Consider the following 18012-nt stretch of genomic DNA (forward strand, 5'->3'; position numbering starts at 1 on the left):
CGCCGACCGACGTCCCGCTGCCCTGGCTCGCTTCGCCGCGCTCGCTAGAACGATGGTCTGACGCGTCCCCTCACTCCTTCACGGCGCCGGTGAGCGCGGACACGTAGTACTCGACGAAGAACGAGTAGAGGATCAACAGCGGCAGCGAGCCGAGCAGCGCGCCGGCCATCAGCGAGCCCCACTTGTAGACGTCGCCGTCCACGAACTCGCTCACCACGGCGATGGGCACCGTCTTGTTCTGCGTCGAGGACAGGAAGGTCAGCGCGTAGATGAACTCGTTCCAGCACAGGGTCAGCGAGAAGATCCCCGCCGAGATCAGCCCCGGGAAGGCGAGCGGCAGGATGATCTTGGTGAGGATCTGCCACCGGCTGGCGCCGTCCATCAGCGCGCATTCCTCGAGCTCGTAGGGGATGGTCTTGAAGTAGCCCATCAGGAGCCAGGTCGAGAACGGGATCAGGATCGTCGGATAGGCGAGGATCAGGGCGATCGGCGAGTCGAACAGGCCGTAGGCCTGGATGATCGTGGCGAGCGGGATGAACAGGATGGAGGGCGGCACAAGGTAGGCGAGGAAGATCGCCGCCCCGACCCAGCCGGCGCCCCGGTAGCGCACGCGGACGCACGCGTAGGCGGCGAGCACGCTCGCGAACAGCGACAGCACGGTCGCCGCCACCGACACGTACATCGTGTTCCAGAGCCAGCGCGGATACTGCGTCTCGAAGAGGAGCTTGTTGATGTGCTTGAGCGTCGGGTCCACGACCCAGAACGGGTTGAACCGCTCCATATCGATCAGCTGCTCGTCCGGTTTGATGGCGGTGAGCGCCATCCAGTAGAACGGGAACAGCAGCACGGCGAGGATGATGAGGAGCGGCAGGTAGGTCGTCACGAGCCGCCGCGGCAGGCGCTCGAGATAGGCCATCCCCTCCGAGTTGTCGGTGAGCCCGGCGGGTTGGGCCGTGAGGACGGGGGCGAGGTGCGGGTCGGCGTGGGCCGGCGGTGCGGGCGCGCTCATCGGTCGGACTCCCCGGACTGCCAAGCCCTTCGCTGCAGGCCGAACCACGAGATGCCGATGGCCGCGAGCAGGAACGGCACCATGGCGGTGGCGATGGCCGCGCCCTCGCCGAGCGTCCCCGAGAGGATGCCGCGCTGGTACGAGAGGGTCGCCATCAGGTGGGTGGCGTTCACCGGACCGCCGCGCGTCATCGCCCAGATCAACTGGAAGTCGGTGAAGGTGAACAGCACCGAGAAGGTCATGACCACGGCGATGATCGGGGTCAGGAGCGGCAGGGTGATCCGCGAGAAGATCTGCCAGTTCGAGGCGCCGTCGAGCGTCGCGGCCTCGTAGAGCGAGGGCGAGACCGTCTGGAGACCGGCGAGCAGCGTGATGGCGATGAACGGCACGCCCCGCCAGATGTTGGCGAAGATCACGCAGGCGCGCGCCATGGCCGGCTCGCCGAGGAAGTCGATGTTGCCGTCGATCACCCCGAGATGGCGCAGCGACCAGGAGATGATCGAGAACTGGCTGTCGAAGATCCACCAGAACGCGATGGCCGACAGCACGGTGGGCACCACGAACGGGATCAGCACGATCGACCGGATGATCGACTTGAACGGCATGTTCTTGTTGAGCAGCAGCGCGAGGTAGAGACCGACCCCGAACTTCACCACGGACGCCACCGCCGTGTAGAGGCAGGTGTTGAACACCGAGAGCCAGAAGACGTCGTCGTCCCAGAGCCACTCGTAGTTCTCGAGACCGACGAAGACGCCCTCGCGGCCGATCCGCGCGTTGGTGAAGGACAGCCAGATGCCCTTCAGGAGCGGGTAGGCCAGGAACAGGCCGAGGATCAGCGCCGTCGGCAGCATGAACCAGAACCCCGCCCAGCCCCGGCTCGCGCGCACGCGCTGCCAGGCCGATCGGGTCGGGATTGCGGCCGGGGCGGGCTGCGTCAGGGCCGTGTGCGCCATGGTCTCGCCTCCGGCGGGTGGGGTCAGGTGTTCCGGAAGATGCGGGTGGCGGCGCGCTCGGCGTTCTTGATGGCGCCCTTCACGTCCTCGCGGCCGGTGCAGTGGCTGGCGAACATGTCGACGATGACGAAGTCGGCGAGCACCGCGGCGATGCGCTCGCTCACCGGCGCGAGGCCGCCCGCCGCCAGGGAGCGCCGGCCCGCCTCGGCGAAGACCGCGTTCTTCGGGTCGCTCGTCCAGATCGGGTTCTTCGGGTAGTTCGACAGGGGCTCGCAGAGGTAGCCCTGCGCCGCCTCCAGCCAGGGATTGTAGTTCGCCGCCTCCATCATGAAGGCGATGAAGGCCTTACAGGCGTTCGGCGCCTTCGAGTACTTGAAGGCCAGGATCGGGAAGGCGAGCTGGAACTCGGTGGGCTTGCCGACGGGTCCGATCGGCCAGACCGCGTGGTCCATGTCCTCGGCGAGCTTCGGGTTGTCCTTCTTGGCCGCCGCGTAGATCGAGATGCCGTTGTTGGTCAGGTAGAGGTCGCCGGCCAGGAAGGCCTTGTTGTTCGACGAGTCGTTCCACGACACCGTGCCGGGCACGAAGGTCTCGTACAGGGACTTGACGTACTCGAGCGCCTTGGCGGTCTCGGGCGAGTTGATGACGATCTTCTCGTTGGCGTCGACGAGATTGCCGCCGTGGGACCAGAGCGCCCAGTGGCACCACGTGTTGCCGTCGCCGGTGGCGTGGCCGAGGGCGAAGCCGGCCGGCGTGTTGTTCTTCTTCAGGCCGCGACAGAGCTCGAGGAAGCCCGCGGTGTCGGTGGGGAACTTGTCGAACCCGGCCTTCTTCATCGCCGAGATGCGGTAGTTCGGGTAGCCGCCGTTGAACGCCACGGGGATCGCGATCCACTTGCCCTTGACCTTGCCGTAGGCCTCCGCGGACGGGAACCAGGGGCCGTACTTCTTGGCCAGGGACTCGGCCACGTCCTCGAGCGGCAGGCACTTGTCGGGGAAGAGCGCCGGGAACGAGAACAGGCCCCAGACCATGTCGGGCCCCTGCCCGGTATTGGCGGCGACCGACGCCTTGGGCTGGATGTCGTCGAAGGACTCGTTGCTCACCGTGACCTTGACGCCCGTCGCCTTGGTGAAGGCGTCGACCAGCTTCATGAAGGCCTCGTCCTCGGCCGGAACGAAGCGCTTCCAGCGCAGGAGCGACAGGCTCGCTCCCGGCTCGGGCTTCCATTCCGCGGTCTGCGCCCAGGCCCTGGCGAAGCCGAGGAGGTCGCCGCCGGCGGCGAGGCCGGCCGCGGCGGCGCCCGCGAGGAGGGACCGGCGATCGAGAACGGACATCGTTTCTTCTCCCTCGGTGATCCTGTTTCTGAGGGCGCCGCGCGCCCCGATCCCGCGCCGGATCCGACGCGGGTCAGCTCGGCAGGCGACGGCCGGTCTCGGCGTCGAAGAAGTGCACGCGGTTCGGCCGCAGGGAGACGGTCTCGCCCGGCCGCTCGCGCACGCGCTCCCGCAGCACGCAGGTGAGATCCTGGCCTCCGGCCCGCACCGCCAGCATGGTCTCGGAGCCGGTCGGCTCCACGACGACGACCTCCGCGGCGATCCCGTCGGGCGCGAGGTCGAAATGCTCGGGGCGGACGCCGAGGATGAGCGGCCGCCCGTCGACGCCGGCAGGCGCGTCGGCGAGCGGGATCGACAGGCCGGTCTCGGTGCTGAAGGTGAGGCGCCCGTTCGCCCGGACCCGGCCGGGCACGAAGTTCATGGCCGGCGAGCCGATGAAACCCGCGACGAACAGGTTGTCGGGCCGGTCGTAGAGTTCGAGGGGCGGCCCGATCTGCTCCACGACCCCGTCGTGCATCACGACGATCCGGTCGGCCATGGTCATGGCCTCGATCTGGTCGTGGGTGACGTAGATGGTCGTGGTCTTCAGGCGCTGGTGCAGCTCCTTGATCTCGGTGCGCATCGCCACGCGCAGCTTGGCGTCGAGGTTGGAGAGCGGCTCGTCGAACAGGAAAACCTGCGGGTCGCGCACGATCGCCCGGCCCATGGCGACGCGCTGGCGCTGGCCGCCGGAGAGCTGGCGCGGGTAGCGGTCCAGCAGGTGGGTGAGCCCGAGAATCTGCGCGGCCTTGTTGACCCGGAGGTCGATCTCGGAGGCGGGCGCCTTCCGGATCCGCATCGAGAACGCCATGTTCTCGCGAACCGTGAGATGCGGGTAGAGGGCGTAGTTCTGGAACACCATGGCGATGTCCCGCTCCTTGGGCGGCACATCGTTCACCACGCGCTCGCCGATGCGGATCTCGCCGCCGGAGATATTCTCGAGCCCGGCGATCATCCGCAGGAGCGTTGATTTCCCGCATCCGGACGGGCCGACCAGGATCACGAATTCACCGTCCCGGATATCCACGGACACGCCGTGCAGGACATTCGTCGATCCGAAAGCCTTGCGAACCTCGCGGATTCCCACCGAGGCCATGCTTCCTCCCGGTCAAGGCCACTCTATCGGCGGCTCTAAGTCGGCAGTACAAAGGAGCGGCCGGGGGAAAGCAAGCGGGCGCCCGGGCAAAGCTACAGATAATCTTGGATCTGTCAGGCGGACCCGCCCGGCGCCCGTGACGAGCGGGGCCCGGTGAAACATACGGCGGGATGACGGGCCACCCGGAATGCTATGGGATCGCGCGCCGGCCGCGGAGCCGGCACCGGGCCCGTCACGCGGCCGTCGCGCGGGCGGACATCCAGGGGACGTGAGCACATGTCGTTATCGGGCCTGACCGCGCGGGAGATCCTGCCCGCCGACGGATGCCGGGGCGCCCTCGTGGGCCGGGTGTGGCGGCCGGACGTGGCCGGTCCGAGCGTCGTGGCGATCCGCGCCGACGCGGACGGCGCGGCCCGAATCCTCGACGTCACCGCCGCCTTCCCGACGGTCAGCGACCTGTGCGAGGCCCCGGATCCCGCCGCCGCCCTGCGCGGCGCCGAGGGCGAGGACCTCGGCAGCCTCGACGCGACCCTGGCCAACACGCCGCCCGACGCGCGCGACACCAGCCGGCCGTGGCTCTTGGCGCCGGTCGACCTGCAGGCCCTGAAGGCGGCGGGCGTGACCTTCGCCACCTCGATGCTGGAGCGAGTGATCGAGGAGCGCGCCCGCGGCGATCTCGCTGCCGCGGCGGCGATCCGCGCCGAGGTCGAGCGCCTGGTCGGCCGCGACCTGCGCCGACTCAAGCCCGGCTCGCCCGAGGCCATGGCCCTCAAGGAGGTGCTGGTCGCGCAGGGCGCCTGGAGCCAGTACCTGGAAGTCGGCATCGGCCCGGACGCCGAGATCTTCACCAAGGCGCAGCCGCTCTCGGCCGTCGGCTGCGGCGCGGACGCGGGCCTGCACCCGGACTCGCACTGGAACAACCCCGAGCCCGAGGTGGCGCTGGCGGTCGCCTCCGACCAGCGGATCGTCGGCGCGACGCTGGCCAACGACGTGAACCTGCGCGACTTCGAGGGGCGGTCGGCGCTGCTCCTCGGGAAGGCCAAGGACAACAACGCCTCCTGCGCCCTGGGGCCGTTCCTGCGCCTGTTCGACGGGACCTTCGGTCTCGACCACGTCCGCCGCACCACCGTGACCCTCGAGGTCACCGGCACGGACGGCTTCCGGCTGGAGGGCACCTCGCCGCTCTCCGAGATCAGCCGCGATCCGGAGGAACTGGCGGAGGCGCTGATGGGGCGGACGCACAATTATCCCGACGGCGCCCTCCTCCTCCTCGGCACCATGTTCGCGCCGATCCAGGATCGGCACGGCCCGGGGCTCGGCTTCACCCACGCCGACGGCGACCGCGTCGTGGTGGCGAGCCCGGAGCTCGGCAGCCTCGTCAACCGCATGCGCCCGTGCGACGCCTGCGAACCCTGGACCTTCGGCGCCCGCGCGCTGATGCGGAATCTCGCCGCGCGCGGGATTCTGTGACAGAGCGGCGACCGGACCGAGCCCTGAGAGCATGCCGATGACCGACACCGCCTTCCTCGACCGCCTCGCCGCGATCGTCGGACCGTCCGGTCTCGTCACCGACGCGGAGCTGCGCGGGCGCTCGGCCAACTGGACGCGCCCGACCGAGCCGTGCGCCGCCCTGGCGCTGGTGCGCCCGCGCAGCACGGAGGAGACCAGCGCCGTCATGGCCACCTGCCGCGCGGCCGGCGTCGCCGTGGTCCCGCGCGGCGGCGCCACCGGCCTCGTCGACGGCACGCTCTGCCAGCCCGACGAGATCACCCTGTCGACCGAGCGCATGACCGGCATCGAGCCGGTGGATCCGCTCGGCATGACGGTGGTGGTCGGCACCGGCGCCACCCTCGAGAGCGTGCAGGACGCCGCGTCCGCGGCGGGCCTGTTCTTCCCCCTCGATCTCGGGGCCCGCGGCTCGGCCACGGTCGGCGGCGCGATCTCCACCAACGCCGGCGGCCTGCGGGTGCTGCGCTACGGCATGATGCGCGAGATGGTGCTCGGCCTGGAGGCGGTGCTCGCCGACGGCACGGTGGTGTCGTCGATGCGGCCGCTCATCAAGAACAACACCGGGCTCGACCTCAAGCAGCTCTTCCTCGGCACCGAGGGCACGCTGGGCATCGTCACGCGGGCGGTCATCCGCCTGCGGCCGGAGCCCGCCGGCTACGCGACGGCGCTGATCGCGTGCCCCGGAGTCGACGACGGCGCGCGGGTGCTGCGGGCGGCGCAGAGCGCCTTCCAGGGGCGTGTCTCCTCGTTCGAGGGCCTGTGGCCCGACTTCTACCGGCTGATGACCGCGCCCGGGCGCGCGACCCCGCCGCTCGGTCCGGACTACCCGTTCTACGCGATCATCGAGGTCGAGTGCGTCCCCGAGGAATCGGACCGGTTCCTGGGCCTGCTGGAAGGTCTGATGGGCGACGGCACGATCCTCGACGCCGTGGTCGCCGCCTCGGAGGAGCAGCGCCGCGGCATGTGGCGGATCCGCGACCGCGTCGAGCACCTGAACGCCGACGGGATCGACCGGGCCTTCGACGTGAGCGTGCCGCTCGCGCGGATGGACGGCTACGTCCGCGGCGCGCTCGACCGGCTCGCGGCGATCCCGGGCTGCCGGGCGGTCGTCTACGGCCATATCGGCGACAACAACCTGCACTGGAACACCACCCGCCTCGACGCCGCCGGCAACGCGGCGATCGACGCGGCGATCTACGAGCCGCTGGCGGAGCTGAACGGCTCCGTCTCGGCGGAGCACGGGATCGGGCTCGAGAAGCGGGCCAAGCTGAAGCTGTCGCGCTCGCCCGAGGAGATCGCCGTCATGCGGCTCGTGAAGCGGGCGCTCGATCCGGACAACCTGCTGAATCCGGGCAAGATCTTCTGAGGGCTCCGCCGTGGCGATCCGCCTGGCGGTGCGCCTCACGCCGCGCGGGGGGCGCGACGCCGCGGAGGGCTGGGCCCGCGACGAGAAGGGGCAGCCCTACCTGAAGGCCCGCGTCGCCGCACCGCCGGTCGAGGGCGCGGCCAACGGGGCGCTGGTCGCGCTGATCGCCAAGGCGCTGAAGGTCAGTCGCGGCTCGGTCCGCATCGTCACCGGCGATCAGAGCCGGCTGAAGATCCTGGAGATCGACGGCGTCGCGCAGGCGGATCTGGACCGCGTGTTCGGGTCTCCCTGAGGCTTCTCGACGTCTTTGCGAGGCAGCGAAGCAATCTAGAAGCGCCCAGGCCTCAGATGGCGCGCTACACTGGATTGCTTCGCTGCGCTCGCAAGGACGGAAGAGCCTGAACGTCAGCTGGTCCTGGACGATGCGTCCCACCTTCCAGGACGCATCATCCATCGACTGATCGGTCAGAACGCGACCTTGTCGCCGCCCTTCAGCGCCAGGATCTCCCGCGCCTCGTCGGGCGAGGCGACCGCGAGGCCCAGCCCCTCGATGATCGCGCGCACGCGCCGGACCTGCGCGGCGTTGGTCTCGGCGAGCTTGCCCGGACCGTCCCAGAGGCTGTCCTCCAGTCCGACGCGGACGTTGCCGCCCATCGCGGCCGCCATGGCGGCGATGTTCATCTGGTTGCGGCCCGCCCCGAGCACCGACCAGCGGTACTGGTCACCGAAGAGACGGTCGGCGGTGCGCTTCATGTGCATGACGTCGTCCGGATGCGCGCCGATGCCGCCCTGGAGGCCGAACACCGTCTGGATGAACAGCGGCGCCTGCACGAGACCGCGGTCGAAGAAGTATTTCAGATTGTAGAGATGCGCCGTGTCGTAACACTCGAACTCGAACTTCGTCCCGTTGGGGCCGCAGGTCGTCAGGATGTGCTCGATCTGGCCGAAGGTGTTGCGGAAGATGATGTCCTTGTTGCCGAGATAGTCCCGCTCCCACTGGTGCTTCAGGTCCTTGAACCGGTCGAGCATGCCGAACAGGCCGAAATTCATCGAGCCGAGGTTCAGCGAAGCGACCTCCGGCTGGAAGGTCGCGGCCGGGCGCACCCGCTCCTCGATCGACATGGTCGGCGCGCCGCCCGTGGTGATGTTCACCACGCAGTTCGAGCGCTGCTTGATCACGGGCAGGAACTTGGCGAAGGCCTCCGGTGTCTGATCGGGCTGGCCGTTCTCCGGGTTGCGGGCGTGCAGGTGCACGATGGCCGCGCCCGCCTCGGCGGCGCCGATGGCGGCGTCGGCGATCTCCTCGGGCGTCACCGGCAGGTGCGGCGACATGCTCGGCGTGTGGATCGCGCCCGTCACCGCGCAGGTGATGATGACTTTCCGCTGTGAGGCCATGCTCAGTCCTTCCGTGAAGCCTTGTGGGCGCGGAGCGCCGCCAGCCGCGAATCGCGGCGGTTCATGCGTGCGGGCAGATCGGTCGGCGACCGCCAGTTGGCCAGGATGGCCTCGGTGGCCGGTGCCTCGTAGACCGAGGGCGGCGCCGGGTCGGCGGCGAGGCTCTTGTAGAAGCCCGTGTAGCGCGCGCAGTAATCGGCGATGCCGCCCGGCGCGTTGAGCTCGATCGTCTCGAACGGACCCATGAAGCTCCAGCGCAGGCCGAGGCCGTCCGCGACGGTCTTGTCGAGATCCTGCGGGGTGACGTAGCCCTCCGAGGCGAGGCGGAACGCCTCCGCCAGCAGGGCGCCCTGGAGCCGGTTGAGGATGAAGCCCTCGATCTCCTTCAGCACGGTGATCGGCACCTGCCCGATCTGCTCGTAGACCTGCCGGGCCCGGTCCAGCGCGTCGGGGGCCGTCCACGGAGCGCCGGAGATCTCCACCAGCGGGATCAGGTGCGGCGGGTTGACCGGATGGCCGATCAGGCAGCGCGCCCGACCCGGCAGATCCTCGGTGAACAGGGAGCAGCGGATCGCCGAGGAGGACGAGGCGATGACGGCATCCCGCGGCGCCGCGGCGTCGAGGTCCGCGAAGAGGCTCCGCTTCACCTCCAGCCGCTCCGGCCCGTTCTCCTGCACGAAGGTGACGCCGTCGAGGGCGGCCGCGAGGGTGCCGGCCGCGCCGATGCGCCCCGCGGCGGCCGCAGGGTCGGCGCAGAGATCATGCGCCGCGAGCGTCCGCAGCCCCTCGGCGCAGAGCGGGATCGCGGCCTCGGCGACGCCCGCCGCGGGATCGAACAGGCGCACGTCCCAGCCGGCGCGGGCGAAGATCATCGCCCAGGCCCGGCCGATCAGGCCGGCGCCGACGATCGCGACGCTCTCGATCATAGCCACAGCACCTTCCGCCTCAGCTCTTGATCCTCGCGCAGGAGACGCGACGCGCCCGTCCACTGCACGCTGCCGCGCTCCAGGGCCACCGTCCGGTCCGACAGCGCCAGCGCGAGGTCGAGGTGGTGGTCCACCAATATGATCGCGATCTCGCGGCGCAGCCGGTCGAAGGCCTCGAACAGTTCCTCCGTCACGGCCGGCGACAGGCCCTCGAAGGGCTCGTCGAGCAAGAGGAGCCGCGTGTCGCCCGAGAGGGCCCGCGCCACCGCGACCATCTGCTGCTCGCCGCCGGACAGGCGGGCCGCGTCGACGGTCCACCGCTCCTTCAGGCGCGGGAAGAACTCGAGGACCTTCTCCTCGTCCCAGTGGATGCCGGCGCCGGTGAGCCGCCGCAGGCGGCCGAGGCCCAGATTCTCCGCGACGGTCATGCCGGCGAACAGGGCCCGCCCCTGCGGCACGTAGCCGATCCCGAGCCGGGCGATCCGGTCGGGCGACAGACCGGCGATGTCCTTGCCGCCGAGCACGATCCGGCCGGCGGCCGGCGGCGCGGTGCCGATCAGCGTCTTGAGCAGGGTCGACTTGCCGGCGCCGTTGCGTCCGAGGAGCGCCACGACCTCGCCCCGGCGGACCGCGAGATTCACTCCGTTGAGGATGTGCGACTTGCCGTAGAAGGTGTCGACGCCCTCCATGGCGAGCAGCGTCTCGGCCTCCGCGGCGCTGGCGCGCGGCTTCGCGGCGATCGCCGCCGTGCCCGAGCCGAGATAGACCGCCTGCACCCGGTCGTCGTCCCGGGCGTCCGCGACCGAGCCGTCGACCAGTACGGCGCCGTCGGCCATCACGGTCACCCGGTCGGCGAGGCGGAAGACGCGGTCGATGTCGTGCTCGACGAGCAGCACCGGAATGTCGGCCGACAGCGCCTTGATGAGATCGCCGACGCGCTCGCGCTCGGCGGCCGCGAGGCCCGCGAGCGGCTCGTCGAGGAGCAGGACGCGCGGCCGCGTGGCCAGCGCCAGACCCATGTCGAGGAGCCGCTGCCCGCCGTAGGACAGGCTGCCGGCCTCGGCCCGCTCGATGCCGGACAGGCCGGTCCAGCGCAGCAGCTCGGCGGTGTCGTCGGCGATCTCGCGGACGGCCAGCGCGTCTCGCCAGGGGCTGAAATGCGCGGCGTGCCGGGCCTGCACCGCGAGGCGGACGTTCTCCTCCACGGAGAGGCCCGGGAACAGGTTGGTGATCTGGAACGAGCGGCCGATCCCGGCCCGGGTGATGGCGTGCGGCTCCAGGCCGGCGATCTCGCTTCCGTCGAGGCGGATGCTGCCGCCGCTCGGCCGGAACATCCCCGAGAGCAGGTTGAAGGCGGTCGTCTTGCCGGCGCCGTTCGGTCCGATCAGGGCGTGGAGCGTCCGGTCTTCCACCGCGAAGGACACGCCGCGCACCGCCTTCACGGGCCCGAAACTCTTCCGGATCTCGTCGGCGACCAGAACCGGGCCGTTGCCGCGCCCCTCCGCGATGAAGCGGGCGGGGACGCGACCGGAGGCTCCGGCGCGACGGGCCGACATGGCCGCACCCTCGGACGGGACGCGCCGGAACGGCTTCATGAGGCGCGCCGCGATGCCGACCAGGCCGTCCGGCGAGAACACGATGAAGGCGACGAACAGCAGGCCGAAGTACAGAAGCCAGTCGGCGGTGTAGATCGACAGGAACTCGCGGAACAGGATGTAGAACAGCGCGCCCAGCGCCGGTCCGAGGAACGAGCGCATCCCGCCGATCACCACCATGGCGAGCAGCTCGCCCGAGAAGGCGATGGAGATCGGGTCGGCCGAGGTGAAGCGGTGGCTGTAGGCGGCGAGCGCGCCCGCCAGCCCGGTGATCGTCGCCGAGATCACGAAGGCGGCGAGCTTGTAGCGGTTGGTGGCGTAGCCGAGGAAGCCCGCGCGCTGCTCGTTCTCGCGGATCGCCACCAGCACGGTGCCCATCGGCGAGCGCCGGAAGCGCCACAGGGCGACCAGCACCGCGAAGGCGATGCCGGACACCGCGGCGTAGTAGGCGCCGGGCTCCTGCAGCGCCGCCCAGCGGTGCAGGTTGCCGATGCCGTTCTCGCCGCCGGTGAGGTCGGTCCACCGGAACGCGATGGCGTAGAGCATCGCCGTGAAGGCGAGCGTCAGGAGCGAGAAGTAGACGCCGCGCCGCCGCAGGATCAGGCCGCCGGCGGCCAGGGCCGCGCATCCGGTGATCGCCAGGGCGCCGAGGAGCGGCAGCGCCATGTCGCCGGGAAAGAGCCGTGTCTGCAGGATCGCCACCGCGTAGGCGCCGATCCCGAACCACGCCCCGTGGCCGAACGAGGTGAGCCCGGTCCAGCCGACCAGGATGTTGAGTCCCAGCACCGCCAGGGCGAAGATCACCACGTCGGTGGCGGTGATCAGCGTCAGGCCGATCGCGTCGAGGGCGAAGGGCAGGACGATCAGCGCGGCGAGCGCGGCCCAGAGCTGGCGGCTCTCGCGCAGGATCAGGCCGCGCTGCGGCAGGGCGAGCGGCAGCGGCTCGGCGGTTCCGGACATGGGACGCTCTCCGCTCACTCGAACCGGGCGATGTGCTCGCCGAACAGGCCGCGCGGGCGCAGCAGCAGGACGAGCACCATGAGGGCGTAGACGGCGGCCTCGGTGGCCGGCGGGTAGGCGTAGGCGGTGAGGCCCCGGACCACGCCGACGATCAGCGCGGCGAGCACCACGCCCCAGAATGAGCCGAGACCGCCGATCACCACCACCACGAAGGCGAAGGTCAGGATCTCGGCGCCCATGGCGGGCTGCACGCCCGTGACCGGCGCCATCATGGTCCCGGCGAGCGCCGCGAGCCCCACCGCGATCGTCACCACCGCCGTCATGTAGGGCCGGAGCGAGATGCCCAGCGCCGCGACCATGTCGGGGTTCTGCACGCCGGCCCGGACCACGCGCCCGAAGCTGGTCCGCGTGAGCAGCAGCCACAGGCCGGCGACGCAGGCGAGGGCCACCACGAGGATCGAGAGCCGGTAGCGCGAGTAGATCAGGTCGCCGATGAAGACCTGCCCGCGCAGCCACGGCGGGATCCCGAACGGCACCGGCGCCGCCCCGAAGGCCATGCGCAGCGCCTGCTCGGCCACCATGGCGAGCCCGAAGGTGAGGAGGAGGCCGAGCGTCGGGTCGCCGCGGTAGAAGCGCCGCAGCAGGAACCGCTCGATCAGCAGGCCGAGCACCGCCACCGCCAGCGGCGAGGCGACGAGGGCGCCGCCGAAGCCGATGGTCGGCGTCAGCAGCACGGTCATGTAGGCGCCGATCGCGTAGAAGGCGCCGTGGGCGAGGTTCACGATCCCGCCCAGGCTGAAGATCAGCGACAGGCCCAGCGCGATCAGCAGGTACTGCACGCCGATCAGCAGGCCGTTGAGCACCTGCTCCAGGATGAAGACGAGCTGCATGGCCGCCTCACGCCGGGAAGGTGCAGGCGTTCTCGTCGCGGGTGGTGGCGAGCACTTCCAGGCTCTCGCCGGGGCCGGGCAGCGGGCCGGTCGAGGTGAAGATGTCGAAAGGGTTCTTGACCTGATCCGCCGGCAGGGCGGTGATCGCGAACATCTCCTGCATCAGCTCGTGGTCCCAGGGGCGGAAATAGCCCTCGCGGACCTTCGCGATGTCGAACTTGGCGCCCGATTCGAGGTGCTCCACGACCTTGATCGACTCGGTCGATTTCAGCTCGTTCATGGATTGCGCGACGATCTTCATCGCGGTGTAGTCGCCCCAGCCCTGGTTCTCCGGCGGCTTCTTGTACTTGGCCTTGAAGGCGGCGACGAACTTCTTGGCCGAGGGCGAGTCGATCTGGTGATGCCAGATCACCGGCCACGTACCGAGGAAGTTGCCCGGCCCGGCGCCCCAGGCGAGCGCCGTGTCGAAGCCGAATCCGGCGACCGGGAACGGCAGGCCGAACTCGCTGTACTGCTTGAGGAAGTTGGTGATCTGCGCGCCCGCGAGGTTGCAGATCACGAGGTCCGGCTTGGCCTGACGGAGCTTCAGCAGGAACGGCGAGAAGTCGGTCAGCTCGGTGGGGATCAGGTCCTCGCCCACGAGGGTGGCGTCGTTGGCCGCGAAGTACTTCTTCGCCTGCTTCAGGAGATCGTGGCCGAAGGCGTAGTCGGCCGTGAGCGCGTAGACCTTGCGGCCCTTGATCAGGCCCCGGTCGAGCAGCGCCCGCCCGCAGGCGCGCACCATCATGGTGTTCTGCGACTCGACGTGGAACATGAAGCGCTTGCAGTCGGAGCCGCGCAGCGCGTCCGAGTTGGCGCCGGTGTTGATGAACAGGATCTTCTCCCGCTGGGCGACCTGGCTGATCGCCAGCGCGGAGGCCGAGTTGATCTCGCCGACGAGGCAGGCCACGCGGTCGCGCTGGACCATGCGCTCGGCCTTGGCCGAGGCGGTCTGCGGATTGACGCTGTCCTCCGAGAGCAGCTCGACCTTCCGGCCCGCGATGCCGCCGGCGGCGTTGATCTCCTCCACCGCGAGCTGGGCCGCCTGCACGGCGAACTCCCCGAGCGGGCCGAGGAAGCCCGTGCGCGGCGTCAGATGGCCGATCCGGATCACCTCCGACTGTCCCTGAGAGAGCGCCGGGCTCGCGAAGGCCGGCGCGAGGAGCGCCGCGCCGCCGGCGCGCAGAAGGCTGCGGCGAGAAAGGGAATCCCCGTACCGGTCCGTCATCGTTCCGCTCCCGTGCGTGTCCTCCAGCCGGGTTGTTGCGGCGGGCTCTGACGGCCCTCACCCGAACTGTGATCACAGATCACTAGCGCGATAGTGCCGGATCCGTCTAGTGTCGGCACATGAATTCCACCCTGGCCCTCGCCGAACTGCCCCAGCTCGCGCGGCGGACCCTGTCCGATACCGTCTACGAGGCCCTGTCGGACCTCCTCGCCTCGGGGCGGCTGGCGCCGGGCGACCGGCTGTCCCTGCGCCAGAGCGCGGCGGCCCTCGGCGTCTCGGTCATGCCGGTGCGCGAGGCGGTGAGCCGGCTCGCCGCGGACGGCGTGTTGGAAGTGGCGCCGAATCGGGTGATCCGGGTACCGGTCATGGGGGCCCCGGCTTTCCGCGCCCTCGTCGAGACACGCATCGCGGTCGAGGGCATCGCTGTGGCGCGGGCCGCCGAGCGTCGGACGGCGGCCGAGCTCGCGGCGATCCGGCGCGCCGAGGCGGCCTTCCGGGCCGAGGCCGAGGCGCCGGAGCCCGACAGGGCGCGGGCCGTTCAGCTCAACCGCGACCTGCATTTCGCGATCTACGGCGCCTGCGGGCTCGGACCCCTGCAGGAGATCATCGCCCGCCTCTGGTTGAAGGCGGGTCCGGTGATCAACCTGGATTTGCGCGCCCATCCGGAACGCCTGCTCCAGGGCTTCGCGCTCCGGCGGCACGCCGAGGCCGTGGCGGCCATCGAGGCTCGGGACGGCGCGGCGGCCGCGGCCGCGATCGCGGCCGACATCCGGGAGGCCGCGGAGTTCATCTTGACCCGCGGCGGCCTGCGGGACGTTCAGGGAGAGGACTGACCATGGATCTGGGAATTGCCGGCCTGCGCGTCGTGGTGACGGCGGGCGCTGCCGGGATCGGCCGCGGGATCGTCGACGCGTTCGTGGAGGAAGGCGCGCGCGTCTTCGCCTGCGATATCGACGCTGAGGCCCTGGCCGCACTGCCCGACACCGTCGGGCGCAGCCGCACCGACGTCGCCGACCGCGACGCCGTCGCCGCGATGATGGACCAGGCGGTCGAGTTCCTCGGGGGCCTCGACGTGCTGGTCAACAATGCCGGGATCGCCGGCCCGACCGGCCGGGTCGAGGAGATCGCCCCCGAGGACTGGGACCGCTGCCTCACGGTCTGCCTGACCAGCCAATTCAACTGCGCGCGGCTGGCGGTGCCGCACCTCCGCCAGAGTGCCAACGCCTCGATCGTCAACCTCTCCTCGGCCGCAGGCAAGTTCGGATTCGCCCTGCGCAGTCCGTACGCGGCCGCCAAATGGGGAGTGATCGGCTTCACCAAGTCCCTGGCGATCGAGCTCGGCGGCGCGGGGATCCGGGTGAACGCGATCCTGCCGGGTCTCGTCGCCGGGGATCGCCAGCGCCGGGTGCTCGAATCGAAGGCCCAGCAGCAGGGCACGAGCTTCGCCGACATGGAGGCGCGGGCGTTCTCGTTCGTGTCGGTGAAGGAATACGTCACGGCGCGGCAGCTCGCCGACCAGATCCTGCTGCTCTGCTCGCCGCGCGGCCGGACGATCTCGGGGCAGGCCATCTCCATCGACGGTGACACGCGGATGCTGTCCTGAAATCAATCCAGCGTCGACGGTGCTGCGGCTGATTACCCGCCGGAGTATTGCAAGATCGAGCCCGCGGCGCCGCGACCGATGTCGCGACGCCCGCGGCGGCAGCGGAACACAGAAGCCGGATCGCCAGCGCCGGCCCCAGGATGCGAGGAAGCGACCATGAGCGACAAACGCCGGATCACGCCCGCCGACCTGCGCTCGAAGGCCTGGTTCGACAACCCCCACAACCCGGGCATGACCGCCCTCTACCTGGAGCGCTACCTCAATTACGGCCTGACGCCGGAGGAGCTTCGGTCGGGCAAGCCCCTGATCGGCATCGCCCAGACGGGTTCCGACCTCTCACCCTGTAACCGCCACCACATCGAGCTCGCCAAGCGGGTGCGGGAGGGGATCACGGCGGCCGGCGGCGTCGCCTTCGAGTTTCCCTGTCACCCGATCCAGGAGACGGGGAAGCGGCCGACCGCGTCGCTCGACCGCAACCTCGCCTACCTGTCCCTGGTGGAGGTTCTGTACGGCTACCCGCTCGACGGGGTCGTGCTGCTGACCGGATGCGACAAGACCATGCCGGCGTGCCTGATGGCGGCGGCGACGGTCAACATCCCGGCGATCTCGCTGAATGTCGGGCCGATGCTCAACGGCTACTTCCACAAGGAGCTGACCGGCTCGGGCACGATCGTCTGGAAGGCGCGCGAGCGGCACGCGGCGGGCGACATCGACTTCCAGCAGTTCATGGACATCGTCGGGTCGTCGGCACCCTCGACCGGCCATTGCAACACCATGGGCACCGCCTCGACGATGAACGCCCTCGCCGAGGCGCTCGGGCTCGCCCTGCCCGGCTCGGCGGCGATCCCGGCGCCGTACCGCGAGCGCGGCCAGGCCGCCTACGCCACCGGGCAGCGGATCGTCGAGATGGTCTGGGAAGACCTGAAGCCGTCCGACATCCTCACCCGCGAGGCCTTCGAGAACGCCATCGTGGCCAACGCCGCGATCGGCGGGTCGACCAACGCGCCGATCCACATCAACGCCATCGCCAAGCATATCGGCGTGCCGCTGAGCTGCGACGACTGGGAACGGGTCGGGTTCGAGATCCCGCTCCTGGTGGACATGCAGCCTGCCGGCCGCTGGCTCGGCGAGGAGTATTTCCGCGCGGGCGGCCTCCCGGCGGTCTTCGCCGAGCTGATCGAGGCCGGGAAGGTCCACGAGGGCGCCCTGACCTGCAACGGCCGGACCGTCGGCGAGAATTACCGCGGACGGCACAGCTGGAATCGCGACGTGATCCGCGCCTACGATGCGCCGCTGATGGAGCGCGCGGGCTTCCTGAACCTCAAGGGGACGCTGTTCGACTCGGCGATCATGAAGACCTGCGTGATCTCCGAGGAATTCGCAGCCCGCTACCTGCGCAATCCGAACGACCCGATGGCCTTCGAGGGCCGCGTCATGGTGTTCGACGGTCCGGAGGATTACCACACGCGGATCGACGACCCGGCGCTCGACATCGACGAGACCACCATCCTGATCATGCGCGGGGCCGGTCCGATCGGCTATCCGGGGGCCGCCGAGGTGGTGAACATGCAGCCGCCCGGCGCCCTGATCCGGCGCGGCGTCACCTCCCTGCCCTGCATCGGCGACGGCCGGCAATCCGGCACCTCCGGAACGCCCGCCATCCTGAACGCCTCACCCGAGGCGGCCGCAGGGGGCGGGCTTGCGCTGCTGCAGACCGGCGACCGCATCCGCATCGACCTCAACCGACGGAGCGCCGACATCCTGCTGCCGGCGGAGGAACTCGCCCGCCGGCGCGCGGATCTGGCGGCGCGCGGCGGCTATCCCTACCCGGCGACTCAGACGCCCTGGCAGGAGATCTACCGCGATCAGGTCGAACAGCTCGACCAGGGTATGGTGATGAAGGGGGCGGTGAAGTTCCAGAAGGTCGCGCAGGCCTCCGGGGTCCCGCGGGACAACCACTGAGGCCGTTTCCGAATCGCGATCGGTTCGGCGGACGCGGCGCCGGACGTGCCGGGTCGCCGCGGAATTGAAAAACGCCGCGCGCCGGGCGACGATCGCGGCGTCCTTCGG

The 18012-nt window shown here is 70.3% G+C and carries 15 protein-coding genes; 6 read left to right on the plus strand and 9 right to left on the minus strand.

Translation table 11 applies throughout. The annotated features are described in order from the left end of the window. Positions 1-70: 70 nt before the first annotated feature. The 4 genes from BKE41_RS15390 to ugpC form a co-directional block, all read right to left on the minus strand. Entirely contained in the window at positions 71-916 is an 846-nt protein-coding gene (locus BKE41_RS15390) for a carbohydrate ABC transporter permease (protein ID WP_245295976.1), read from the minus strand. A gap of 89 nt (positions 917-1005) precedes the next feature. Beyond that, positions 1006-1962 carry a sugar ABC transporter permease gene (locus BKE41_RS15395; RefSeq protein WP_012319844.1) on the minus strand — a complete coding sequence of 319 codons (957 nt, stop codon included), beginning with the start codon at positions 1960-1962 and terminating at the stop codon, positions 1006-1008. 23 nt (positions 1963-1985) lie between these two features. Beyond that, entirely contained in the window at positions 1986-3296 is a 1311-nt protein-coding gene (locus tag BKE41_RS15400) for an extracellular solute-binding protein (RefSeq protein WP_053620930.1), read from the minus strand. Between the two features lie 73 nt (positions 3297-3369). Continuing rightward, positions 3370-4431 carry a sn-glycerol-3-phosphate ABC transporter ATP-binding protein UgpC gene (gene ugpC / locus BKE41_RS15405; RefSeq protein ID WP_029357517.1) on the minus strand — a complete coding sequence of 354 codons (1062 nt, stop codon included), beginning with the start codon at positions 4429-4431 and terminating at the stop codon, positions 3370-3372. Positions 4432-4707: 276 nt separating this feature from the next. Between ugpC and BKE41_RS15410 the strand changes: the two genes are divergently transcribed. Genes BKE41_RS15410 through BKE41_RS15420 form a run of 3 tightly spaced genes read left to right on the plus strand, consistent with a single transcriptional unit; the run spans position 4708 to position 7598 of the window. Continuing rightward, positions 4708-5901, plus strand: a complete 1194-nt coding sequence (locus tag BKE41_RS15410) for a fumarylacetoacetate hydrolase family protein (protein WP_070999773.1) — start codon at positions 4708-4710, stop codon at positions 5899-5901. Positions 5902-5938: 37 nt separating this feature from the next. Further along, positions 5939-7306: an FAD-binding oxidoreductase gene (locus BKE41_RS15415; RefSeq protein WP_245295786.1), complete on the plus strand. Its 1368-nt coding sequence runs from the start codon at positions 5939-5941 to the stop codon at positions 7304-7306. Positions 7307-7316: 10 nt separating this feature from the next. After that, entirely contained in the window at positions 7317-7598 is a 282-nt protein-coding gene (locus BKE41_RS15420) for a DUF167 family protein (RefSeq protein ID WP_024829646.1), read from the plus strand. Between the two features lie 173 nt (positions 7599-7771). Here the strand turns inward: BKE41_RS15420 and BKE41_RS15425 are convergent, their stop codons facing one another. From BKE41_RS15425 to BKE41_RS15445, 5 genes are read right to left on the minus strand one after another with little or no spacing between them, the layout of a single operon-like run. Next, positions 7772-8701, minus strand: coding sequence for a 3-keto-5-aminohexanoate cleavage protein (locus BKE41_RS15425; protein ID WP_012319850.1), 930 nt, complete (start codon positions 8699-8701; stop codon positions 7772-7774). Positions 8702-8703: 2 nt separating this feature from the next. Continuing rightward, on the minus strand, positions 8704-9627 hold the full coding sequence (locus BKE41_RS15430; protein WP_083374364.1) for a 3-hydroxyacyl-CoA dehydrogenase: 924 nt from the start codon (positions 9625-9627) through the stop codon (positions 8704-8706). After that, complete coding sequence (locus BKE41_RS15435; protein ID WP_070999783.1) at positions 9624-12182, minus strand: branched-chain amino acid ABC transporter ATP-binding protein/permease; 2559 nt, start codon at positions 12180-12182, stop codon at positions 9624-9626. Before BKE41_RS15435 ends, BKE41_RS15430 begins: the two co-directional genes overlap by 4 nt. Before the next feature lie 14 nt (positions 12183-12196). Then, positions 12197-13072 carry a branched-chain amino acid ABC transporter permease gene (locus tag BKE41_RS15440; RefSeq protein ID WP_012319853.1) on the minus strand — a complete coding sequence of 292 codons (876 nt, stop codon included), beginning with the start codon at positions 13070-13072 and terminating at the stop codon, positions 12197-12199. Positions 13073-13079: 7 nt separating this feature from the next. Further along, positions 13080-14339 carry an ABC transporter substrate-binding protein gene (locus BKE41_RS15445; RefSeq protein ID WP_070999785.1) on the minus strand — a complete coding sequence of 420 codons (1260 nt, stop codon included), beginning with the start codon at positions 14337-14339 and terminating at the stop codon, positions 13080-13082. Positions 14340-14458: 119 nt separating this feature from the next. Here BKE41_RS15445 and BKE41_RS15450 point away from each other — a divergent pair, with 119 nt between their 5' ends. The 3 genes from BKE41_RS15450 (at position 14459) to BKE41_RS15460 (ending at position 17904) form a co-directional block, all read left to right on the plus strand. Continuing rightward, positions 14459-15172: a GntR family transcriptional regulator gene (locus BKE41_RS15450; protein WP_012319855.1), complete on the plus strand. Its 714-nt coding sequence runs from the start codon at positions 14459-14461 to the stop codon at positions 15170-15172. A gap of 2 nt (positions 15173-15174) precedes the next feature. Next, complete coding sequence (locus tag BKE41_RS15455) at positions 15175-15942, plus strand: SDR family oxidoreductase (RefSeq protein ID WP_029357525.1); 768 nt, start codon at positions 15175-15177, stop codon at positions 15940-15942. Positions 15943-16098: 156 nt separating this feature from the next. After that, positions 16099-17904 carry an IlvD/Edd family dehydratase gene (locus tag BKE41_RS15460; RefSeq protein ID WP_012319857.1) on the plus strand — a complete coding sequence of 602 codons (1806 nt, stop codon included), beginning with the start codon at positions 16099-16101 and terminating at the stop codon, positions 17902-17904. Positions 17905-18012 lie beyond the last annotated feature (108 nt).

It is taken from the genome of Methylobacterium sp. C1, assembly GCF_001854385.1.
Taxonomy (GTDB): domain Bacteria; phylum Pseudomonadota; class Alphaproteobacteria; order Rhizobiales; family Beijerinckiaceae; genus Methylobacterium; species Methylobacterium radiotolerans.